20 protein-coding genes are annotated in these 20998 nt (G+C 66.1%); 19 read left to right on the top strand and 1 reads right to left on the bottom strand.

The window, feature by feature from the left end:
• The first annotated feature begins 149 nt into the window (after window positions 1–149).
• The 16 genes from RZV17_RS07205 to bamA all read left to right on the top strand — a co-directional run bounded on the left by RZV17_RS07205 (window position 150) and on the right by bamA (window position 18284).
• Window positions 150–701, top strand: coding sequence for a spore coat U domain-containing protein (locus RZV17_RS07205; protein ID WP_179455047.1), 552 nt, complete (start codon window positions 150–152; stop codon window positions 699–701).
• Window positions 702–709: 8 nt separating this feature from the next.
• Complete coding sequence (locus RZV17_RS07200; protein WP_355608248.1) at window positions 710–1477, top strand: fimbria/pilus periplasmic chaperone; 768 nt, start codon at window positions 710–712, stop codon at window positions 1475–1477.
• A gap of 16 nt (window positions 1478–1493) precedes the next feature.
• The gene (locus RZV17_RS07195; protein ID WP_355608245.1) at window positions 1494–3842 is read left to right on the top strand and encodes a fimbria/pilus outer membrane usher protein; all 2349 of its coding nucleotides are present in this window, start codon (window positions 1494–1496) and stop codon (window positions 3840–3842) included.
• Window positions 3839–4873, top strand: a complete 1035-nt coding sequence (locus RZV17_RS07190) for a spore coat U domain-containing protein (RefSeq protein WP_355608242.1) — start codon at window positions 3839–3841, stop codon at window positions 4871–4873. The genes RZV17_RS07195 and RZV17_RS07190 overlap by 4 nt, the downstream gene beginning before the upstream one ends.
• A 66-nt stretch (window positions 4874–4939) precedes the next feature.
• Window positions 4940–5248, top strand: coding sequence for a hypothetical protein (locus RZV17_RS07185; RefSeq protein WP_260178809.1), 309 nt, complete (start codon window positions 4940–4942; stop codon window positions 5246–5248).
• Window positions 5249–5250: 2 nt separating this feature from the next.
• Window positions 5251–5958 (top strand): fimbria/pilus periplasmic chaperone, encoded by a 708-nt coding sequence (locus tag RZV17_RS07180; protein ID WP_355608238.1) that lies wholly within the window; start codon window positions 5251–5253, stop codon window positions 5956–5958.
• 452 nt (window positions 5959–6410) lie between these two features.
• On the top strand, window positions 6411–7214 hold the full coding sequence (gene rpsB, locus RZV17_RS07175) for a 30S ribosomal protein S2 (RefSeq protein WP_047693612.1): 804 nt from the start codon (window positions 6411–6413) through the stop codon (window positions 7212–7214).
• A 168-nt stretch (window positions 7215–7382) separates the two neighbouring features.
• On the top strand, window positions 7383–8261 hold the full coding sequence (gene tsf / locus RZV17_RS07170; RefSeq protein ID WP_047693613.1) for a translation elongation factor Ts: 879 nt from the start codon (window positions 7383–7385) through the stop codon (window positions 8259–8261).
• A 287-nt stretch (window positions 8262–8548) separates the two neighbouring features.
• Window positions 8549–10072: a GGDEF domain-containing protein gene (locus RZV17_RS07165; RefSeq protein ID WP_039412032.1), complete on the top strand. Its 1524-nt coding sequence runs from the start codon at window positions 8549–8551 to the stop codon at window positions 10070–10072.
• A 106-nt stretch (window positions 10073–10178) separates the two neighbouring features.
• Window positions 10179–10901 (top strand): UMP kinase, encoded by a 723-nt coding sequence (pyrH, locus tag RZV17_RS07160; RefSeq protein WP_039412029.1) that lies wholly within the window; start codon window positions 10179–10181, stop codon window positions 10899–10901.
• 194 nt (window positions 10902–11095) lie between these two features.
• Window positions 11096–11653, top strand: coding sequence for a ribosome recycling factor (gene frr / locus RZV17_RS07155; RefSeq protein ID WP_355608235.1), 558 nt, complete (start codon window positions 11096–11098; stop codon window positions 11651–11653).
• A 17-nt stretch (window positions 11654–11670) separates the two neighbouring features.
• Complete coding sequence (gene uppS, locus RZV17_RS07150; RefSeq protein ID WP_166743292.1) at window positions 11671–12432, top strand: polyprenyl diphosphate synthase; 762 nt, start codon at window positions 11671–11673, stop codon at window positions 12430–12432.
• Window positions 12429–13256: a phosphatidate cytidylyltransferase gene (locus tag RZV17_RS07145; protein WP_047693617.1), complete on the top strand. Its 828-nt coding sequence runs from the start codon at window positions 12429–12431 to the stop codon at window positions 13254–13256. Before uppS ends, RZV17_RS07145 begins: the two co-directional genes overlap by 4 nt.
• Window positions 13257–13258: 2 nt before the next feature.
• Window positions 13259–14449, top strand: a complete 1191-nt coding sequence (locus RZV17_RS07140) for a 1-deoxy-D-xylulose-5-phosphate reductoisomerase (RefSeq protein ID WP_179454654.1) — start codon at window positions 13259–13261, stop codon at window positions 14447–14449.
• Window positions 14450–14475: 26 nt separating this feature from the next.
• The gene (gene rseP, locus RZV17_RS07135) at window positions 14476–15834 is read left to right on the top strand and encodes an RIP metalloprotease RseP (RefSeq protein ID WP_166751382.1); all 1359 of its coding nucleotides are present in this window, start codon (window positions 14476–14478) and stop codon (window positions 15832–15834) included.
• 83 nt (window positions 15835–15917) lie between these two features.
• Window positions 15918–18284 (top strand): outer membrane protein assembly factor BamA, encoded by a 2367-nt coding sequence (gene bamA / locus RZV17_RS07130; protein WP_047693624.1) that lies wholly within the window; start codon window positions 15918–15920, stop codon window positions 18282–18284.
• An 80-nt stretch (window positions 18285–18364) separates the two neighbouring features.
• Here bamA and RZV17_RS07125 read toward each other — a convergent pair whose 3' ends face one another.
• A complete protein-coding gene (locus RZV17_RS07125) occupies window positions 18365–18556 on the bottom strand; it encodes a hypothetical protein (protein WP_166743295.1) in 192 nt (63 codons plus the stop codon).
• 128 nt (window positions 18557–18684) lie between these two features.
• Between RZV17_RS07125 and lpxD the strand changes: the two genes are divergently transcribed.
• From lpxD to lpxA, 3 genes are read left to right on the top strand one after another with little or no spacing between them, the layout of a single operon-like run.
• Window positions 18685–19698 carry a UDP-3-O-(3-hydroxymyristoyl)glucosamine N-acyltransferase gene (gene lpxD, locus RZV17_RS07120; protein WP_166750622.1) on the top strand — a complete coding sequence of 338 codons (1014 nt, stop codon included), beginning with the start codon at window positions 18685–18687 and terminating at the stop codon, window positions 19696–19698.
• A complete protein-coding gene (gene fabZ / locus RZV17_RS07115) occupies window positions 19695–20156 on the top strand; it encodes a 3-hydroxyacyl-ACP dehydratase FabZ (RefSeq protein ID WP_039415369.1) in 462 nt (153 codons plus the stop codon). The genes lpxD and fabZ overlap by 4 nt, the downstream gene beginning before the upstream one ends.
• Window positions 20157–20179: 23 nt before the next feature.
• Window positions 20180–20971 carry an acyl-ACP--UDP-N-acetylglucosamine O-acyltransferase gene (lpxA, locus tag RZV17_RS07110; RefSeq protein WP_166743297.1) on the top strand — a complete coding sequence of 264 codons (792 nt, stop codon included), beginning with the start codon at window positions 20180–20182 and terminating at the stop codon, window positions 20969–20971.
• The last annotated feature ends 27 nt before the right edge of the window (window positions 20972–20998 follow it).

Genomic DNA, 20998 nt, shown 5'->3' with positions numbered 1-20998 from the left:
CGTCAAAGTTGGCGTGAACGGAGTCATCCGCAGGACATCGCACATTCGTCAGATCGGCCTTCGAAAACAGCTGGATAGCCGGCGCAATCGCCGTTATGTTTGGCACAGCTGATGCATTGCAGGGAGGGCGACATGTTGTCGCGTCACTGCTGACCCGACCGGTCAAGGAAATGTCCATGCGTACTGTCCGCCCTGTCCTGCTGTCCTTCGGCCTGCTCTCGACCATCGGTATGGCGACTGCTGCAGACACCACCACTTTCAACGTCAAGATCGCCGTGACCAAGGCCTGCACGATCACTGCCGCCTCTGCCACGGACGTCGACTTCGGCTCGGTGCTGTCCACCTCGACCGCCAATGTCGACGCCAACGGCAGCGTGACCGCCCAGTGCACCGCACTGACCCCCTACAACATCGCGCTGAGCGCAGGCAGCAACGCCGGCACCGCCAATGACGTGACCACCCGCCGGATGAAGAACGCCGACCCGCTGGTGACCACCAACAACTTCATTTCCTACCAGCTCTACCAGGACCTGGCGCGCAGCTCGGTGTGGGGCAGCACCACCGGCACCAACACCCTGAGCCGGACCGCCACCGGCCTCAACCAGGTCTATCCGGTCTACGGCCGCGTGACCAATCCGTCGGTCGCCAATGCCGCCACCGGTAGTTACCTGGACACGATCACCGCCACGATCGTCTATTGAGACCACGCATGCCCTTGTCAGCCCTGCGGTTTCCTGTGCGCGCACGGCTGGTCCTGACCGGACTGGCCCTGAGCCTGTTGCTGGGCAGTGCCTGGATGCTGCCCGCCGCGCAGGCGGCCAGCCTGCAGCTGGCCCCGACCTCGCTGACCCTGAGCGCCGAACAGAGCGCCGATGGGCTGTGGCTGAGCAATAGTGGCGGCGCGCCGGTACAGGTGCAGACCCGCGCCTACCGCTGGACCCAGCGCGAGGGCCAGGACCAGCTCGCCCCGACCCAGGAGCTGCTGATCAGCCCGCCGATGCGCACCCTGGCCGCCGGCGAGCGCCAGTTGATCCGGGTGATCCGTGCCGGGCCCGCACCCGGCAGCCAGGAAGCCTGCTACCGCATCATCGTCGACGAACTGCCCAGCGCCGATGCCGACCGCAAGGGCATGCAGTTCGTGCTGCGCTACTCGGTACCAATCTTCGTGCTGCCGCCCGGCAAGGCCGCGCCCACCCCGACCCTGAGCGCGCAGGTGGTGGCCGGCAGCGACGGCACTGCGCAGATCCAGATCAGCAATACCGGCAGCGGGCATGCACAGATCGCCGATCTGCAGCACCGGGTCGACGGCGCCACCAAGACCGCCTTGAACGGGCTGGTCGGCTATGTGCTGCCGGGGCAGACCATGCGCTGGTCGCTGGGCGCACCGCTGGCCCAGTTCGCCCGCGGCGCCATCATCGCAAGGATCAATGGTGAGGCTGACGAACGTACCCTGTTGGCCGCGCCGACAGCGCCGTGATGTGGCCCGGCTGGCGATGACGCTGCTGGCGGCCGCCACCGGGTGGGCAGATGCGACGGCCGGCGACCTCGCCGAGATCGACGCCTTGCCCGACCAGACCGCACAACCCGCCACCGGGCAGCCGCAGACGCTGTATCTGGAGGTCACCCTGAATCAGGCCGAGCGCGGCCTGACGCCGTTCGAGCTGGTCGACGGCCATCTGCGGGCCTCGGTGGACACATTGCGCAAGCTCGGCTTCATCCTGGCCGACCGCGCGCCGGGTCAGTCGGTCGATCTGGATCGCCTGCCCGACGTGGAAGTGCGCTACGACGCCGCCCTGCAGCGGCTCGCGCTGCAGGTGCCGGTGGCACAGCTGGCGCTGTCCACCACCGTGCTCAAGCCCGAAGAAGCCGCCCCGCCCAGCGCCACTGCATCGCCCGGCGCCCTGCTCAACTACGACCTGTATGCCACGCGCACCACCGGTGCCAGCAACGTGTCGCTGGCGACCGAACTGCGTGGCTTCGGCATCGGCCGCGGCATGTTCGACACCACGGCGGTGTTTCTGGCCTACGACCGCCCGCAGGACGAGCGCTGGCGCAGTGAAGCGGTGCGTCTGGACAGCGCCTGGCAGATGGATTTCCCCGATAGCGCCACCAGCCTGACGGTGGGCGACTTCTACAGCGGCTTCGTCGACTGGAGCCGCTCGCTGCGGCTGGGGGGCGTGCAGATCGGCCGCAATTACGCGCTGCAGCCGTATCGCGTGCTGACGCCGACGCCCAGTTTTCTGGGCGAAGCAGCGGTGCCTTCCACGGTGGAGCTCTACGTCGATGGCCTGCGTCAATACAGCGGCCAGGTGCCGGCCGGTCCGTTCCAGCTGGCCGCGCAACCGGGCATCAGCGGCACCGGCCAGGCGCAGATCGTGGTGACCGACGCCTTCGGTCGCGTGCGCCAGCTGAATTTCGCGTTTTACGGCACGCCGCAACTGCTGGCGCGCGGCATTTCCGAATGGTCGGCCGGCATCGGCCACCTGCGTCGCGACTACGGGGTGCGCTCGTTTTCCTATGCCTCGCAGCCGATCGCCAGCGCCACGTTGCGCAAGGGAGTGCGCGACGATTTCACCGTCGAGGCGCATGCCGAAGCCGGCGGCGGCGTGATCAATGCCGGCGCGGGCGGAGTGTGGTTGCTGGGTGCAGGCGGGGTGGTCAACGCTGCCTACGCCCACAGCCGGATGCATGACCTGCGCGGCGGACAGTACGTGCTGGGCTACGCCTGGAACAACCGGCGCTTCAACGTCAACCTGGGCACCCAGCGTACCCACGGCGACTACCGCGACCTGGGGGCGCTGCAGGGCAGCCTGCCGGCGCGCGTCAGCGACCGCGCCGCGTTCGGCATCAATGTCGACCCGATCGGTTCGCTGGGCACCAGCTACGTGCGCCTGAGCTACCCGCAAGGCGACACCTCGCGCTACGCCAGCGTGTTCTGGTCGCGCAGCTTCGGGCGCAACTGGGCCGCCAACCTGTCCGGCAACCAGAATCTGGACGAGCGCAGCGATCGCAGCCTGTATCTGTCACTGTCGACCACCTTCGGCCAGTTGCGCCAGGCCAGTGCCTCGATGCAGCGCAATGGCAACCGCACCGGCTTTGTCGCCGATGTCAGCCAGCCGCTGCCCGGCGACGGCGACCAGGGCGGCATTGGCTGGCGGCTGCAGGCACGCGCCGGCGACGATGCCAGTGGCGGGCTGGCCGAACTGGGCTGGCTGAACCGGGTCGGCCGCTACAACTTCGGTGCGGCCAGCCAGGATGGCGGCACCTTCGGCTATGCCAGCGCCAGCGGCAGCCTGGTGTGGATGGATGGACGGAGCTTTGCGGCGCGCGACGTCCAGGATGCGTTTGCGGTGGTCTCCACCGACGGCCAGGCCGGCATTCCGGTCCGGCTGGAAAACCGCCTGATCGGTGTCACCGATGCACGCGGCACCTTGCTGGTGACGCCCCTGCAGTCGTGGCAGCGCAATCAGTTGTCGATCGACACCTTGAACCTGCCCGCGGAGCTGCGCGTGGACCGCGTCGACACCACGGTGACCCCGCGCCAGCAGTCCGGTGTGGCCGTGCGCTTCGGCATCACCCGCGTGCGCGCTGCGGTGATCGTCCTGCACGATGCCAATGGCGCTGCATTGCCGGTGGGCAGCGTGGCGCAGCGCGAGGGGAACGCCGAACGCGTGGTGGTCGGCTACGACGGCGAAACCTATTTGGACAATCTGCAGGCCGACAACCGCATCCTGGTCGATCTGCCGCAGGGCCGTTGCGTGGCGCAGTTCGCGTACCCGGCCGAGGCCGGCGGCATTCCGCGGGTCGGCCCGCTGCGCTGTAAGACAGAGCCCGCGCCATGACACCAACGATGCGCTGGCCACTCCTGCTTGCATTGGCGCTCTGCAGCCTGTGGCTGGCACCGAGCCAGCACGCGCGCGCCGACACCACCTGCACGGTCACGCTGGGAACGCCCATGGCCTTCGGCAATGTCGCGGCCAATGGCACGACCGATGCGGTCGCCACGCTCAACGTCACGTGTGCGACCGCCGCGCTCAGCGTTCTGGGGTATGCGCAGGTGAGCCTGTGCCTGGATCTTGGCCCGGGTAGCGCGAGCAATGGGCTGTATGCCCCGCGCCGCATGCTCAACGCCACCGGCGACAGCCTGGACTTCCAGATCTACAAGGACGCCGCACGCACCCAGGTCTGGGGAGCCACCGGGTCGGCAAGCCCGTCGCCGGGCCTGTTGACGCTGTCGTACGGCGTTCCGGTGATCACCGGCGGCTCGCAGACGACCAGCATCACGCTGTACGGGCGCATTCCCGCCAACCAGATCCTGTCGACCGGCAATCACACCAGCAACTTTGGCGGTGCCGATACCGTGCTGCGCTACGCCTACAACGAAAGCATCATTGGCGTCCCGCCGGTTCCGGCCAATTGCACCACCGGCGGCAGCGGCGCCAAGACCGCCAGCAATGCATTCCCCTTCACCGCGTCGGCCAGCGTCCCGGCGCGCTGCAATACCTATGTCACCACCGACCTGGATTTCGGCAGCATCGCCGGCAGCATCGCCACCGCCATCGACCGCAGCTCCACCATCAGCCTGGCCTGCACCAACCGCACCGCCTGGAACATCGGCCTGGATGTCGGCGTCAACGCCAGTGGCAGCACCCGCCGCATGCGCCACGCCAGCAGCGCCAACTACATCACTTACGAGCTCTACAAGGACCCCGGCCGCAGCAGCCGCTGGGGCACCACCATCGGGGTCGACACCCTGGCCGGCACCGGCAACGGGGTGGCACAGACCGTCACCGTCTACGGACGCGCCCCGGCTCCGCAGCTGCCTATCTCAGGTGCCTACAACGACACGGTGACAGTCTCGATCACTTATTGACAGTTAATAAAGTTCGTTTGGGGCACGTCGCTATCTGTTACGTCTCCGCTGCAAACGATTGCCTTCATGATGACGGTCACCTTGCCGAAGTGCGTGCTTTTGCTTGCCCTCGCTTGCAGCGCCTCCATCGCGAGCGCGGCAGGCAACCGCGGCCCTGAAAACTCCACCCTGCACATCGGCCTGCGCGTGCTCAGCGGTTGCGAGCTGCGCACCACACCGCCCCGCGCCAGCTGCTCGCGCGGCACCCCGGTCGCGATCGCCCAACCAGCGCCGAGCGCCGGGAGGCCGCCGCTTGCCAGCACCGGCCAGGACGCCAGTGCCCTCGCCGGGCCTGCGCCCAGCGGCGCGGCGCGCATCACCACCATTGCGTTTTGACCATGGCCACGTCCTGCTTCCGTCGGGTCTGGCTGGTGCTGAGCCTGGCTGTCCTGACAACCAGCGGCAGCGCCGTCGGCGCCGAAATCGCCATCGCACCGACCACCGCGCACATCCCGGCCGACACCGATCAGACCGCCGTCTGGCTTTACAACCAGGACGCCCACCCGTGGCGCGCCGATGCCAGGCTCTACCGATGGCGCCAGCAAGGCGATCGCGAGGTGCTGGAACCGGCCCTGGGCGCCACCGTCAGCCCCAGCCAGTTCGATATCCCGCCGCAAGGCCGGCAGTTGTTGCGGGTGATCCGCCTCGGCCCCAGCCCCGCGACCACAGAAGACAGCTACCGCCTGGTGGTGACCCAGCACGCCACCGGCCAGGAGACCGAGCTGCTGCGGTACTCCACCCCGGTATTCGCGCTGCCCAGCGAACCGGGAAGCGGGCATCCGCGCCTGCAGGTCTCGCTGACCGGCCAGGGCGGCGAGAGGACGCTGCGCGTGCACAATGCCGGGCTCAGTCACGCACGCCTAGCCGACCTGGCCTTCATCGATGCCGGCGGCACCCGCCGCAGCATTCGTGACGACCTGGCCGGCTATGTGCTGCCAGGCCAGACCCGGCAATGGGCGCTGCCGGCCAGCCTGCTCCCCGGTACCGGCCGCTTCGTGGCACGCGTCAACAGCGATATCGAGAGCACGCTGACGCTGGAGCCCTGAGGGCTGGGATTGGAAATTCGGGATTGGGGATTCGCAAAAGCGTCACTGGCCTCGCCGTCCTTCGGCATGTGCGGCACGACCGTTCATTTCATTCGCAATCCGCTCTAAACCAATCTCTAATCCCGACTCCCGAATCCCCCAGCGATCACTGTCAGCTGCCTCAGAACCATACCAATTGCACCACGCCACCCAGCCGGCTATACTCCGCCGGCTGTTTTGCGTCTCTCACGCATTGCGTCGTTCACGTCGGACGTCACCGACGAATCCACACCTGCTGCCGCCATCCGCGCCGGGGTGCCCTCACAAGGGGTTCGTCGCGGAGGCAACAGGGAAGCCCAACCCCGGAATCTTGTGCGTTTGATGCGAGTCCCTCGCAACAGTCCGCATACCCATGCGCGGACTCTAAAAGTCAAGGCCGCGCACGGCGATTCCGCTCTTACGGAGTTACTTCAATGCCCCAAGTCACCATGCGCCAGATGCTGGAAGCCGGCGTCCATTTCGGCCACCAGACCCGCTACTGGAACCCCAAGATGGCGCCTTACATCTTCGGCGCGCGCGGCAAGATCCACATCATCAACCTCGAGAAGACCGTTCCGCTCTTCAACGACGCGATGAACTTCCTCTCCTCGATCGCGCAGAAGCGTGGCACCGTGCTGTTCCTGGGCACCAAGCGCAGCGCGCGCGAGTCCATCAAGGAAGAAGCCGAGCGTTGCAACATGCCGTTCATGACCCAGCGCTGGCTGGGCGGCACGCTGACCAACTTCCGCACCGTCAAGCAGTCGGTTGCCCGCCTGAAGGAACTGGAAGCGGCCGAGACCGATGGCACGTTCGAAAAGCTGGTCAAGCACGAAGTGCTGGGCCTGCGTCGCGAGCGCGAAAAGCTGGACGCCTCGCTGGGCGGCATCAAGGAAATGAACCGCCTGCCCGACGCGATCTTCGTGATCGACATCGGCCATGAAGACATCGCCATCAAGGAAGCCAAGAAGCTCGGCATCCCGGTGATCGCCGTGGTCGACACCAACTACGATCCGGCCCTGGTCGACTACGCCATCCCGGGTAACGACGACGCCATCCGCGCCGTGCAGCTGTACGCACGCGCCGCCGCCGATGCCGTGCTGGAAGGCAAGGCTGCTGCGCCGAACTCGGCTTCGGTCCGCGAAGAAGAGTTCTCGGCCGATGCCGGCGACGAAGGCAAGGGCCGTCGCGCTCCGGCCAAGAAGGGCGACAAGAAGGCTGACGCCGCCGCTGCCGAGTAACCGGCATGCAATGCGGCCGCACCATGCTGTGCGGCCGCAGCCCCGGCGGGTCCATCGCGACCCGTCGTACGGGCCACTGAAGACACAACGGGGGCGGCCAGCACGCTGCACCGTCTCCTACTGGCGGAATCCTTTCCGCCGCACGCATTCGTCCAATGAGGTAATCCCGTGGAAATCACTGCTTCCCTGGTCAAGGAACTGCGCGAGCGCACCGGCGCCGGCATGATGGAGTGCAAGAAGGCACTCGTCGAAAACGCTGGCGACATCGACGCCGCTGCCGAATGGCTGCGCAAGTCGGGTCTGGCCAAGGCTGACAAGAAGGCCGACCGCGTTGCCGCCGAAGGCCGCATCGCCACCGCACAGGCCGGCGGCAAGGCCGTGCTGGTCGAAGTCAACTCCGAGACCGACTTCGTCGCCAAGGACGAGAACTTCCTGGCCTTCACCGAGGTCGTGGCCAATGCCGCACTGAACTCGGACGCTGCCGATGCCGAGGCGCTCAAGAGCGTCAAGCTCGACAGCGGCGAGACCATCGAAGAGCGTCGCGCCGCAGTCATCGCCAAGGTCGGCGAGAACCTGCAGGTGCGTCGCCTGGTCCGCATCGACAGCGCCAACAACGTCGCGGCCTACGTGCACGGCGGCCGCATCGGCGTGCTGGTCGAGCTGAAGGGTGGCGACATCGAGCTGGCACGCGGCATCGCTATGCACATCGCTGCGATGAACCCGCCGCACGTCAAGGCGTCCGACGTTCCGGCCGAATTCGTCGCCAAGGAAAAGGAAATCGAACTGGCCAAGATGTCCGAAAAGGACAAGTCCAAGCCGGCCGAGATCCTGGAAAAGATCATCAGCGGCAAGATCAGCAAGATCGTCAACGAAGTCACGCTGTACGGCCAGCCGTACGTGCTGAACACCGATCAGACCGTCGAGCAGGCCGTCAAGGCCGCCGGTGCGGACGTGATCGGCTTCCAGCGCCTGGCCGTTGGCGAGGGCATCGAGAAGGTGGTGGAAGACTACGCCGCCGAAGTGATGAAGCAGGCCGGCCTGGCCTGATCTTCGCCACACTGCAGAAGGAGCCGCGGCATGCCGCGGCTTTTTTTGTGCCCGTTTTGTGCCCGTCCTTGCCGCACGACAGGCCCAGCGCCCGAACCTGAAGCAAACACATCCGGCACGCGGCGAACCGTGCTCGACGCTACAGATCGGTTGCGGGGTGCCGCTAAATCCAGATACCGACCAGGCTCTCGACACCCATCGCGCATGCAGCGCGGTGATGGCGGGGCATGGCGTGCCCTACTCAACGAACGCAGCTGTATGCTTGCGATCACCGTCGGCGATGACTCATGCAACCAGATCTTCAGGCCGCCCTGCACTACTGCCGCAACCTGCCATCGCCGCCTGGCGTCGCGCTGCGCGTGATCGAACTGGCGCAGGACCCGGACGTGGACATGACCACCACGGCGAATGTCATCGGCATGGACATGGCCTTGAGTGCACGCATGCTGCGCGTGGCCAACTCGCCGCTCTACGCCAGCCGCCGCCGCGTCGACAACCTGGGCCAGGCGCTGACCATGCTCGGACTCAATGCCACCTTGAGTCTGGCGTTGGGCTTTTCGATGGTGCACGGCGTGCGCAACACCTTCACCGCCCATCCCCTGCATGAGCACATCTGGCGTCGCGCCGGATTGTGCGCGCTGGCCAGCCGCATCCTGGGCCAGGCCTATGGCATCCGCAAGCCCGAAGAATTGATGCTGGCCGGCCTGCTGCAGGACATCGGCAAGCTGGCGCTGCTGCAAGGCGCGCCCGAGCTGTACGGGCCACTACTGGACCAGGCGCCGGACAATGCATCGCTACTGGATGCCGAGCGCGAACACCTGGGTGCCACCCATGCCGAGGTGGGCGCCTGGCTCGCGCATCAATGGCAATTGCCGCCCTATCTGCAGAATGCGATCGCGCAGAGCGAGGACGAACCGGCGAGCCTGGAGCCATTCATGGCCTGCGTCGCGCTGTCCGGGCGGCTGGCCGACATCTGGCTCTCCGCAAGCGCCGTCACCGCCACCGAACGCGCGCAGCGCCAGGCCCAGGACATCCTGGAACTGGATGCCGAGCGCTTCGAGAAAGTGATCGAACGCATCGCCGAATCGCTGCCCGAGCTGGAAGCGCTGTTCGACATCCGCGTGCCGCAACCCGAGCACATCCAGATGATCTTCGAGCAGGCGCGCGAACTGGCGATGCTGCGCAGCCTGCGCGAATTGCAGGACGTGGCCGAAGCGCGCCGGCATGCCGACGAATCGGAAAACCGCATGCGCCATCTGGCCGAACAGGCCAGCCGCGATGCATTGACCGGCGTGTTCAACCGCCATCAGCTCGGCACCGCGCTGACGCATGAGTTCGAACTGGCCTCGCGGCAGAGCTGGCCGCTGTCGATCGCCTTCATCGACCTGGACGACTTCAAGCGCGTCAACGATGCGCATGGCCATCTGGTTGGCGATGAGGTGTTGCGCAATTTTGCGCAGACACTGCAACGCATGGTGCGCACCAGCGATCTGGTGGCGCGCTACGGTGGCGAAGAATTCCTCGTGATCCTGCCCAACACACCGGCCGACGCGGCGCTGATGGTGATCGAGCGCATTCTTGCCGAGACTGCGCGCACGCCGATGGCGCAATTGCAGGGCGGCCCGTTGCATATCACCTTCTCTGCAGGCCTGGCCACGCACGGCGGTATCGAGCGTCAGTTCGAAAGCATCGAGCACCTGCTGCAGGCCGCCGACAGCACGCTGTATCGCTCCAAGCATCGCGGCCGCAACCGTGTCACCGCCTACGATGCGACCGATGTACCGACGCCGCCCAACCCGCGCGCACACTGAGCAACGCGTCACGTCGCCACCGACAAAGGAATTTTTACCACGCCCGGGGACAGGCTTCCGCTAGAATTGCCGGCGTTTGCCGTCCCCTACCCCCGAGGCCTCCCCCATGTCCGAACTTTCCTATCGCCGCATCCTTCTCAAACTTTCCGGGGAGGCGCTGATGGGAGACGGGGACTACGGCATCGACCCCAAGGTCATCAATCGCCTGGCCCATGAAGTGATCGAAGCCCAGCAGGCCGGTGCGCAGGTCGCGCTGGTCATCGGCGGCGGCAACATCTTCCGCGGCGCCGGTCTGGCCGCCAGCGGCATGGACCGCGTCACCGGCGATCACATGGGCATGCTGGCCACGGTGATCAATGCGCTGGCGATGCAGGATGCGCTGGAGAAGCTCGGCGCCAAGGTGCGCGTGATGAGCGCGATCAAGATCAACGATGTCTGCGAAGACTTCATCCGCCGCCGCGCCATGCGTCACCTGGAAAAGGGACGCATCGCGATCTTCGCTGCCGGCACCGGCAACCCGTTTTTCACCACCGACTCCGGCGCGGCGCTGCGCGCGATCGAGATCGGCGCCGACCTGCTGCTCAAGGCAACCAAGGTCGACGGCGTCTACGACAAGGACCCGAAGAAGCACACCGATGCGGTGCGCTACGACAGCCTGACCTACGACGAAGTCATCCTGCAGGGCCTGGAAGTGATGGACACCGCGGCCTTCGCACTGGCACGCGACAGCGACCTGCCGCTGCGCATCTTTGGCATGAGCGAGCCCGGTGTGCTGCTGCGCATCCTGCGCGGCGAGCAGATCGGCACGCTGGTGCAGGGCCGTAGCTGAGGTCGGGAATCGGGAATCGGGATTGGGGAATCGCAAGAGCGCATGGCCGAGCGCTGCGCAGCGATCTTCACCCCGCACGCCCGGCTGGAACAGGGCGGCAAGTGAACCGGCTGCACGGGTCCTGACGGCCTGCGAGTCGTGAAACCCCAGTCCCGGCTATAATCCCCGGATTCAGCTCCACACGGATTCCGGCGATGCTCACCCAGATCAAACAAGACGCGCAGACGCGCATGACCAAGAGCATCGATGCTCTGCGCCATTCCCTCACCACCATCCGCACCGGCCGTGCCTCGCCGGCGCTGCTGGACGGTATCAAGGTCAAGGCCTACGGCATCGACACGCCCCTGAATCAGGTCGCCAGCATCAGCGTCTCCGAAGGCCGCTCGCTGGTCATCAGCCTGTTCGACAAGGGCATGATCAAGGACGTGGAAAAAGCCATCTATGCCTCGGATCTGGGCCTGACCCCGACCGTGGTGGGCACCGTGATCCGCCTGAACCTGCCGCCGCTGACCGAGGAGCGCCGCAAGGAACTCAGCAAGTCGGTGCATGGCGAAGGCGAAGACAGCAAGGTGGCGATCCGCAATATCCGCCGCGATGCCAACCAGCAGGTCAAGGATCTGCTCAAGGACAAGGCCGTCACCGAAGACGAGGCCCGCAGCGCCGAAGAGGACATCCAGAAACTGACCGACAAGGCCATCAAGGACGTGGATGAGGTCGTCAAGGGCAAGGAACAGGAATTGATGACGGTCTGATCGTGGCATCGCCTGCCATGCATCCAGTCCCTTCCTCCGACGCGATACCGCGCCACATTGCCATCATCATGGATGGCAACGGGCGTTGGGCGCAGCGTCGGCGACGTCCGCGCATGATCGGCCATCGCGCCGGTGCGCGGGCGGTCAACCGCACCATCGATTTCTGCCTGGAAAAAGGCGTCAGCGCGCTGACCCTGTTCGCATTCTCCAGTGAAAACTGGGGCCGCCCGCAGGAAGAAGTGGATGCGCTGATGAAGCTGTTCCTGCACGCGCTGGACCGCGAGGTCGACGAATTGCAGCGACGCGGCGTGCAGGTGCGTTTCATCGGCGAGCGCAGCCGCTTCGCCGCCCCGTTGCGCGACCGCATGGCGGCAGCCGAACGCAGCACCGCCGGCAACGCGCGGCTGGTGCTGAGCATCGCGGCCAGCTACGGCGGCCGCCAGGACATCGCTGCGGCTGCCCGCGCACTGGCCGAAGAGGTGGCCGCCGGTCGCCTGCAACCGCAGCAGATCGACGAAGCCCTGCTCGCCAGCCGGGTGGCCCTGGCCGACCTGCCGGCGCCGGATCTGTTCATCCGAACCGGCGGTGATACCCGCATCAGCAATTTCCTGCTGTGGCAGCTGGCCTACACCGAGCTGTGGTTCACCGAAACCCTGTGGCCGGAGTTCGATGCCGGCGTCCTGCAGCAGGCGCTGGATGATTACGCCGGGCGCGAACGTCGCTTCGGCCTGACCAGCGCCCAGATCGCCGAGAAGGCGACGGAGACTTCCTCCGCATGACCAAGACCCGCGTGATTGCCGCGTTGATCATGGCGCCGCTCGCCATCTGCGCGATCGTGCTGCTGCCCACGCAGTGGCTGGCGGCGCTGGCGGCGGTGCTGTTCCTGACCGGGCTGTGGGAATGGCTCAAGCTCTCCGGCATCGACGACAGCCTGCCGCGCACCGTGCTGCTGATGCTCAACCTGCTGCTGATGGTACTGATGGTGTGGGCTTCGGCCGGCTCCATGGTGCTGTTCCAGATCGCCGCCCTGGTGGGCGTGGTGTGGTGGGTGCTGGCGCTGCTGTGGCTGCGCTTCTTCACCTTTGGTGCCGATCACGGCAACGGCCAGGCACGCGCGCTCAAACTGGCCGCCGGCACCCTGGCGGTACTGCCGGCCTGGGCCGCACTGGTGTTGCTGCATGCCAACCCGGACAAGGGCAACCTGTGGCTGCTGACCGCGCTGACCATGGTCTGGGCGGCCGACTCGGGCGCGTATTTCGCCGGGCGCGCGTTCGGCAAGCACAAGCTGGCGCCGCGCATCAGCCCCAACAAGACCATCGAAGGGCTGCTCGGCGGCATGGTCGCCGGTATCGCGGTGGCCTGCGCGTTCGGCTGGCTGGCCGGATTGACCCTGGCGCATGTGCCGCAGCTGGTGCTGGTTGCGGCCGTCGCGGTGCTGGCCTCGGTGCTGGGCGACCTGTTCGAGAGCCTGCTCAAGCGCCATGCCGGCGCCAAGGACTCGGGCACGGTGATCCCGGGCCACGGCGGCGTGCTGGATCGTATCGATGGCGTGCTCGCCGCCCTGCCGGTGTTCGCACTCGGCAAGGAAATTCTCGGATTCTAAGCATGGCTGGCTCTTCTCCCCGCCAGGTCGCCGTCTTCGGTGCGACCGGCTCGATCGGCACGTCGGCCCTGGACGTCATCGCCCGCCATCCGGACCGGCTGCGCGCCAGCGTGCTGTCGGCCGGCAGCCAGGTCGATGCCCTGCTGGCGCTGTGCGCCACGCACCGGCCCGCGCATGCGGTGATCGCCGACCAGGCGCTGTACCCGCTACTGCGCGACGGCCTGCGCGCCGCCGGCCTGGCTACCCAGGCGCATGCCGGCACCGCAGCGCTGGACGCACTGGCCGGCAGCGATGCCTGCGATACCGTGGTGGCGGCCATCGTCGGCGCCGCCGGCCTGCCCTCGACCCTGGCAGCCGCGCGCGCCGGCAAGCGCCTGCTGCTGGCCAACAAGGAATCGCTCGTGCTGGCCGGCGAACTGCTGACCCGCACCGCTGCTGCCGCCGGCGCTGAAATCATCCCGATCGATAGCGAGCACAGCGCCATCTTCCAGTGCCTGCGCTCGTGCGATGCCAGCCGCGGCGTACGCCGGGTGATCCTCACCGCCTCTGGCGGCCCGTTCCGGGGCTGGGACCGCACTGCGCTATCGGCCGTGACGCCTGCGCAGGCGGTGGCCCACCCGAAGTGGTCGATGGGGCCGAAGATCTCGGTGGATTCGGCCACGCTGATGAACAAGGGCCTGGAAGTCATCGAGGCGCACCACCTGTTCGGACTGCCCGGCGGGCAGATCGATGTACTGGTGCACCCGCAGAGCCTGGTGCATTCGCTGGTCGAGTTCGTCGACGGCTCCACCCTGGCCCAGCTTGGCCTGCCGGACATGCGCACCACCCTGGCCGTCGGTCTGGCCTGGCCGGAGCGGGTCGACTCCGGGGTGGCGGGGCTGGACCTGCTGCAGCAGGGCCGGCTGGATTTCGAAGCCCCCGACACTGCGGCCTTCCCCTGCCTGCGGCTGGCCTGGGAGGCCTTGCGTGCTGGCGGAACCGCCCCGGCCATCCTGAACGCGGCCAACGAAGTGGCTGTTTCAGCGTTTCTTCAGGGCCGGATAGGTTTCCTAGCGATCCCAGCGTTGGTCGAACAAACGCTGACAACGCTTCCGCGGCACAATGCCGACACCCTCGACACCCTCCTTTCTGCCGACGCGCAAGCACGGCAGATCACCGAACGCGCCCTCGCCCACCACGCCCTTCATGCCTGATCGAACCACGCAACCGAGTTGCATCCATGGGTGATTTCATCGGTTCGGTCTGGTGGATGATCGTCAGCCTGGGTGTGCTGGTGACCTTCCACGAATTCGGCCACTTCTGGGTCGCACGCCGGTGTGGCGTCAAGGTGCTGCGGTTCTCCGTGGGCTTCGGCAAGCCGCTGTGGATGCGTCGCGACCGGCACGGTACCGAGTTCGTGGTGGCGGCCATTCCGCTGGGCGGCTACGTCAAGATGCTCGACGAGCGCGAAGGCGACGTGCACCCGGCCGAGCAGGATCAGGCATTCAATCGCAAGACCGTGTGGCAGCGCATCGCCATTGTGGCCGCCGGCCCGATCGCCAACCTCCTGCTGTGCATGGCGATGCTGTGGGCGATGTTCGTGGTCGGCAAGCAGGATTATTCGGCCACCGTCGGCCGCGTCGACGGCCTGGCCGCCGAGGCCGGGCTGACCCCGGGCGAGCGTATCGTGCGCATAGATGGCCGCGGCGTGAGCAGCTGGAGCGATGCCAGCATGCAGCTCACCACCGCGGCAATGGACCGGCGCGACATCCAGATACTCACCGCCACCGAGGGCGCCGGCAACAGCGAGCACACCTTGCGCCTGTCGCAGCTGCCGGTCGGCTTCGACGAACGCCGCGTGGCCTCGCTGGCCGGGATCGGCTGGCAGTTCATGCTGCAGCCGCCGGTGATCGCCGAGGTGGTCAAGGGCTCGGTGGCCGATGGCCTGCTCAAGCCGGGCGACCGCATCGTGGCCATCGACGGTCAGCCGATCCGCTCGGCCGAGGACATCATTCCGCAGGTGCAGGCGCTGGGTGAGCACGGCGGCCAGGGCATGATCGAGGTAGCGCGCAAGGGCGAACAGGGCGAAGACCGCCTGGCGCTGGAGATCGCCCCGCGCAAGTCGCCGCAGGGCCAGTGGATGATCGGTATCCGCCCGGCCGCCGCGCCCGCCCCGGCGTACGACAGCCGCCAGCAGTACGGCCTGTTTGCCGCGGTGCCGGCCGCGATCCGCGAAACCGGCCGGATGACCGCCGATTCGCTGGGCATGATGAAGCGCATGCTGACCGGCCAGGCCTCGGTCAAGAACATCTCCGGCCCGGTCACCATCGCGCGCGCCGCCAATGCCTCGGCCGAACGCGGGCTCGACTGGTTCCTGTATTTCCTTGGCCTGCTGTCGCTGAGCCTTGCGATCATCAACCTGATGCCCATCCCGATCTTGGACGGTGGGCATCTGCTGTATTACCTTATTGAGTTGGTCAAGGGCAGCCCGATCAGCGAACGGGCCATGATTGCCGGGCAATACGTCGGCCTGGCGGTCCTGGCCGGGCTGATGGGACTGGCGTTCTACAACGACATCCTTGGCCTGGTTCCACGATGAAACTGCTCCACTCTTTCCGCCTGTTGTCGTCGTCATACGCCGGCACCCAGCAACACCTGAAATCGACTCCAACCGGATGTGACATGACGCGTCTTCCCACTCGCCGCCTGCTTGCCCTCGCTCTTGCCGCCGGCCTCAGCCTGCCAGCCGTTGCCCTGGCCGCCGAGCCGTTCGTTGCCAGCGACATCCGCGTCGACGGCCTGCAGCGCATCGCTTCGGGCACCGTGTTCACCTATCTGCCGGTGAACCGCGGCGACACCGTGGACGATGCCAAGGTGGCCGACTCGATCCGTGCGTTGTACCGCACCGGCTTCTTCGAGGACGTGCAGCTGGACCGCCAGGGCAACATCCTGGTGATCACGGTCAAGGAGCGCCCGGCGATCAACAAGCTCACCGTGACCGGCAACAAGGACATCAAGTCCGAAGAGCTGCTCAAGGGCCTGGGCGACATCGGCCTGACCGAGGGCGGCACCTTCGACCGCCTGAGCCTGGACCGCGTGACCCAGGAACTGACCCGCCAGTACAACAACCGCGGCAAGTACAACGTCGAGATCACCCCAACGGTGAGCCCGCTGGACCGCAACCGCGTCGATGTGGCCATCGCGATCAAGGAAGGCAAGGCGGCCAAGATCCGCCACGTCAACCTGATCGGTACGGAAAAGTTCGCCAACGAGGACATCCTGGAGAACTGGGAGTCCAAGGAGCACAACTGGGCCTCGTGGTACCGCCGCGACGACCAGTACTCCAAGGAAAAGATGTCCGGCGACCTGGAAAAGCTCAATTCCTGGTACCTGGACCGCGGCTATGTGGACTTCAGCATCGACTCCACCCAGGTGTCGATCAGCCCCGACAAGCGCGACATGTTCGTCAGCGCCGGCGTCACCGAGGGCGAGCAGTACAAGATTTCCGAAATCAAGGTGACCGGCGATACCGTGCTGCCGCAGGCCGACATCGAGCGCCTGGTGATCCCCAAGGCCGGCGACATCTTCTCGCGCGCGCTGCTCGAATACACCTCCGATGCGATCACCAACACGCTCAGCAACGTCGGCTACGCGTTCGCCAAGGTCAATCCGATCCCGACCCCGAACCGCGAGGACCGCACCGTTGCGGTGAACCTGCAGGTGGTGCCCGGCCCGCGCGTGACCGTGCGCCGCATCCTCTACAAGGGCAATAGCCGCACCTCGGACGAAGTCTTGCGCCGCGAGATGCGCCAGTTCGAAAACACCTGGTACTCGCAGGCGGCGATCGACCGTTCCAAGATCCGTCTGCAGCGCCTGGGCTACTTCGAGTCGGTGAACGTGGAAACCCCCGCGGTGCCCGGCAGCAACGACCAGGTCGACGTGATCTATGACGTCAAGGAAACCACCTCGGGCAGCTTCGTGTTCGGCCTGGGCTTCTCGCAGGCCTTCGGTGTGACCACCTCGGTGCAGTTGTCGCAGAACAACTTCCTGGGCGGTGGTAATCGTGTGGCAGTGGAAGCGTCGCGCAGCACCTTCCAGCAGCGTTATGCGTTCTCGTATACCAACCCGTTCTTTACCGATGACGGCGTGTCGCTGGGCTACAACCTGTCATGGCGTTCGCTGGACTACTCGGACTTCAACACGGCGCAGTTCAACAGCAAGAACGGCTCGGCGCAGGTGGTGTTCGGCGTGCCGATCACCGAGAACGATACCGTCTCGGCGATGGTCGGCATCGACAGCAACCAGATCACCACCTTCCCCGGCACCACGCCGCAGGCCATCGTCGATTACATCGATGCAATCGGCACGCGCACCTTCCACGCCTGGCGTACGGAGTTGGGCTGGGCGCGCGACACCCGCAACGACTTCTTCATGCCGACGCGCGGCCTGTACCAGCGCGTGGGCCTGGAAACCACCCTGCCTGGCTCGACGGTCGAGTATTACAAGCTCAATTACCAGATCTCGAACTACTGGCCGATCATTCCGGCGCTGGTGTTGAACACCCGCTTCGAGCTGGGCTACGGCGACAGCTATGGCAATGACAGTACCCGCGTGGTGGCAGGCCCCAATGGCACCTCGCGCACCATCACCGCGACCGGCCTGCCGTTCTACGAGAACTTCTACGCCGGCGGTACCAACTCGGTGCGCGGCTTTGAAGACAATACCTTGGGCCCGCGTTCGGAGCCGATCAACGGCTTCAATCGCGGTCAGCCGCTGGGTGGCTCGTTCAAGACCGTCGGCTCGGTGGAAATGTATTTCCCGAAGCTGTTCGACAGCCCGTCGGCCCGCGTTTCGGCGTTCTTCGATTTCGGTAACGTCTACAGCGGCGTCGACAACTTCAAGGCCAATGAGCTGCGCGCCTCCACCGGTGTGGCGCTGTTGTGGCGCGCCCCGGTCGGCCCCATCTCGATCAGCTACGCATTCCCGCTGAAGAAGGAAGACAACGACGAGATCGAGCGCCTGCAGTTCACCTTCGGCGGCCAGTTCTAAGAGACGTGAGCACAACAATGGCGGCCCGATATCTCGGGCCGCCATTGTTTGTTTAGGAACCGCTGGATCCTGCGCAGTTTTTAGCGGTAGCTATCCCAAACGGTGCTCAGGCAGGTGTAGGTGGCGCTCCAGTCGGACGCATCGACGCAGGCAATTTGCTGATCCCAGAAGCTATGCGCCTGGGCACGCTGATCGGCGAAGTCATCGGCCGATGCGGTGGTCACGGCGCCAAGCAGGAGCAGGCTTCCGACAATGGAGAGGGCAGTTTTCATATGCTTCTTCCTAGGTTCGCCGCACGATTGCGACCTGCGAAGAGATACGCCCGCTTGTTTGGCGACTCTTTGGTCAGGTTTTTTTTTCGTAAAAACAGCCACTTAATGTTTACGCGAGGTTCACCCTGATGCACTTGACCGCCAGTGCGATTGCCGAACAGTTTGGCTTGACCGTCGTCGGCGACGGCACCACCGAAGTCACCGGTGTCGCCACCCTGGCCCATGCAGGCGCGGGGCAGCTGAGCTTCCTGTCCAACCCGCGCTATCGCCCGCAGCTGGCCGAGACCCAGGCCGCAGTGGTGGTGGTGCGCGCCGACGATGCCGAGGCAGCCAAGGGCACCGCCCTGGTCGCCAAGGACCCGTACACCGCATTCGCCAAGATCGCCGCGCTGTTCGACGTGGCGCCGGTGCGCGCGCCCGGCATCCATGCGTCGGCAGTGATCGACCCCACCGCGCAGGTTTCTCCGGGTGCCCATGTCGGCCCGTTCGTCAGCATCGGTGCGCGCAGCCGCGTGGGCGATGGCTGCGTGATCGGCACCGGTAGCATCATCGGCGAGGACTGCGTGGTGGACGAGGGCAGCGAGCTGCTGGCCCGGGTCACCCTGGTCACCCGCGTGCGGCTGGGCAAGCGCGTGCGGATCCACCCCGGCGCGGTGATCGGCGCCGACGGCTTCGGCCTGGCGATGGATGCCGGCCACTGGATCAAGGTGCCGCAGCTTGGTGGGGTGGTGATCGGCGACGATTGCGAGATCGGCGCCAACACCTGCATCGACCGCGGCGCACTGGAAGACACCGTGCTGGAAGAAGACGTACGCGTGGATAACCTGGTGCAGATCGCGCACAACTGCCGCATCGGCGCGCACAGCGCGATTGCCGGCTGCACCGGCATTGCCGGCAGCGCCAAGATCGGCCGCTACTGCCTGCTCGGCGGGCACGTCGGCGTGGTCGGCCACCTGGAGATCTGCGACAAGGTGGTGATCACCGGCAAGTCGGTGGTGCGCAATTCCATTCACGAGCCGGGCGAGTATTCGTCCGGCACCCCTCTCACCGACAATCGCACGTGGCGCAAGAATGCCGCGCGCTTCAAACAGCTCGATGCGCTGGCAAGGCGCATCCTGGCTGTGGGCAAGGAGAACGCATGAGTCACCCCGTTTACGAGCTGCCGATCGACGTCAACCAGATCCAGACGCTGATTCCGCACCGCTACCCGTTCCTGCTGATCGACCGGGTCATCGAGCTGGACCTGGAGGCCAAGCGCATCGTCGGGCAGAAGAACGTCAGCATCAACGAGCCGTTCTTTCAGGGCCACTTCCCGACCCGGCCGGTGATGCCGGGCGTGTTGATCATCGAAGCGCTGGCGCAGGCCGGCGGCGTGATGACCCAGCTCGGCCTGGGGCGCGATGCGCTGTCCAAGCTGTTCTACATGGTCAAGGTCGACAACGCGCGCTTCAACAAGCAGGTGGTGCCGGGCGATGTGCTGATCCTGGAGGTGCAGATGAAGCGCCTGATCCGCAACATGGGATGCTATTACGGCGAGGCCAAGGTCAACGGCGAAATCGTGGCCAGTGCCGAAGTCATGTGCGCCGGCGCCAAGGAATAATCCGTTTTTGGAGGTGAGACACGATGCGTGATCAAGCACCCTTGATTCATCCCACCGCCGTCATCGATCCCTCGGCGCAGCTGGCCAGCGATGTGCGCGTCGGCGCGTTCTCGCTGATCGGCGCGGACGTGGAGATCGGCGCCGGCACCGAAGTGGGGCCGCATTGCTCGATCCATGGCCCAACCCGGATCGGCCGCAACAACCGCTTCATCGGGCATGCGGCCATCGGCGGCGAGCCGCAGGACAAGAAGTACGCCGGCGAACGCACCGAGCTGGTGATCGGCGACGGCAACGTGATCCGCGAGTTCGTCACCATCAACCGCGGCACCGGCGGCGGCGGCGGCATCACCGTGGTCGGCAACGACAACTGGATGCTGGCCTATACCCACGTGGCGCACGATTGCCATGTCGGCAACCACTGCGTGTTCTCCAACAACACCACCCTGGCCGGCCACGTCACCGTGGGCGACTACGTGATCATCAGCGGCTTTGCCGGCGCGCATCAGTTCTGCCGCATCGGTGCGCACGCCTTCCTGGGCATGGGCGCGCTGACCAACGGCGACGTGCCGCCGTTCACCATGGTCGGCAGCGAATCGCTGGGCCGCCCGCGCGGCATCAACAGCGAAGGGCTCAAGCGCCGCGGCTTCGACGCCGAACGCATCACCGCGATCAAGCGTGCCTACCGCACGCTGTACGTGGCCGGCCTGCCGCTGGCCGACGCCAAACTGCAGCTGGCCGAACAGGCCAAGAGCAGCGACGACGTGCGCGGGATGCTCGAGTTCATCGACGCGGCAGAACGGCCGTTGTTGCGATGACGGGAATCGGGAATCGGGAGTCGGGAA

The organism is Xanthomonas cannabis, assembly GCF_040616535.1.
Taxonomy (GTDB): domain Bacteria; phylum Pseudomonadota; class Gammaproteobacteria; order Xanthomonadales; family Xanthomonadaceae; genus Xanthomonas; species Xanthomonas cannabis.
Note: the sequence above shows the minus strand (reverse complement) of the source record. Positions and strands in the feature narration are given on the sequence as shown.

Bases quoted from the DNA above. Each gene is read 5' to 3' on its own strand.
- RZV17_RS07200 (WP_355608248.1), top strand. From the start codon at position 710: ATGCCCTTGTCAGCCCTGCGGTTTCCTGTGCGCGCACGGCTGGTCCTG.
- RZV17_RS07195 (WP_355608245.1), top strand. From the start codon at position 1,494: ATGACGCTGCTGGCGGCCGCCACCGGGTGGGCAGATGCGACGGCCGGC.
- RZV17_RS07190 (WP_355608242.1), top strand. From the start codon at position 3,839: ATGACACCAACGATGCGCTGGCCACTCCTGCTTGCATTGGCGCTCTGC.
- RZV17_RS07185 (WP_260178809.1), top strand. From the start codon at position 4,940: ATGATGACGGTCACCTTGCCGAAGTGCGTGCTTTTGCTTGCCCTCGCT.
- RZV17_RS07180 (WP_355608238.1), top strand. From the start codon at position 5,251: ATGGCCACGTCCTGCTTCCGTCGGGTCTGGCTGGTGCTGAGCCTGGCT.
- rpsB (WP_047693612.1), top strand. From the start codon at position 6,411: ATGCCCCAAGTCACCATGCGCCAGATGCTGGAAGCCGGCGTCCATTTC.
- RZV17_RS07165 (WP_039412032.1), top strand. From the start codon at position 8,549: ATGCAACCAGATCTTCAGGCCGCCCTGCACTACTGCCGCAACCTGCCA.
- pyrH (WP_039412029.1), top strand. From the start codon at position 10,179: ATGTCCGAACTTTCCTATCGCCGCATCCTTCTCAAACTTTCCGGGGAG.
- frr (WP_355608235.1), top strand. From the start codon at position 11,096: ATGCTCACCCAGATCAAACAAGACGCGCAGACGCGCATGACCAAGAGC.
- uppS (WP_166743292.1), top strand. From the start codon at position 11,671: ATGCATCCAGTCCCTTCCTCCGACGCGATACCGCGCCACATTGCCATC.
- RZV17_RS07145 (WP_047693617.1), top strand. From the start codon at position 12,429: ATGACCAAGACCCGCGTGATTGCCGCGTTGATCATGGCGCCGCTCGCC.
- RZV17_RS07140 (WP_179454654.1), top strand. From the start codon at position 13,259: ATGGCTGGCTCTTCTCCCCGCCAGGTCGCCGTCTTCGGTGCGACCGGC.
- rseP (WP_166751382.1), top strand. From the start codon at position 14,476: ATGGGTGATTTCATCGGTTCGGTCTGGTGGATGATCGTCAGCCTGGGT.
- bamA (WP_047693624.1), top strand. From the start codon at position 15,918: ATGACGCGTCTTCCCACTCGCCGCCTGCTTGCCCTCGCTCTTGCCGCC.
- RZV17_RS07125 (WP_166743295.1), bottom strand. From the start codon at position 18,556: ATGAAAACTGCCCTCTCCATTGTCGGAAGCCTGCTCCTGCTTGGCGCC.
- lpxD (WP_166750622.1), top strand. From the start codon at position 18,685: ATGCACTTGACCGCCAGTGCGATTGCCGAACAGTTTGGCTTGACCGTC.
- fabZ (WP_039415369.1), top strand. From the start codon at position 19,695: ATGAGTCACCCCGTTTACGAGCTGCCGATCGACGTCAACCAGATCCAG.
- lpxA (WP_166743297.1), top strand. From the start codon at position 20,180: ATGCGTGATCAAGCACCCTTGATTCATCCCACCGCCGTCATCGATCCC.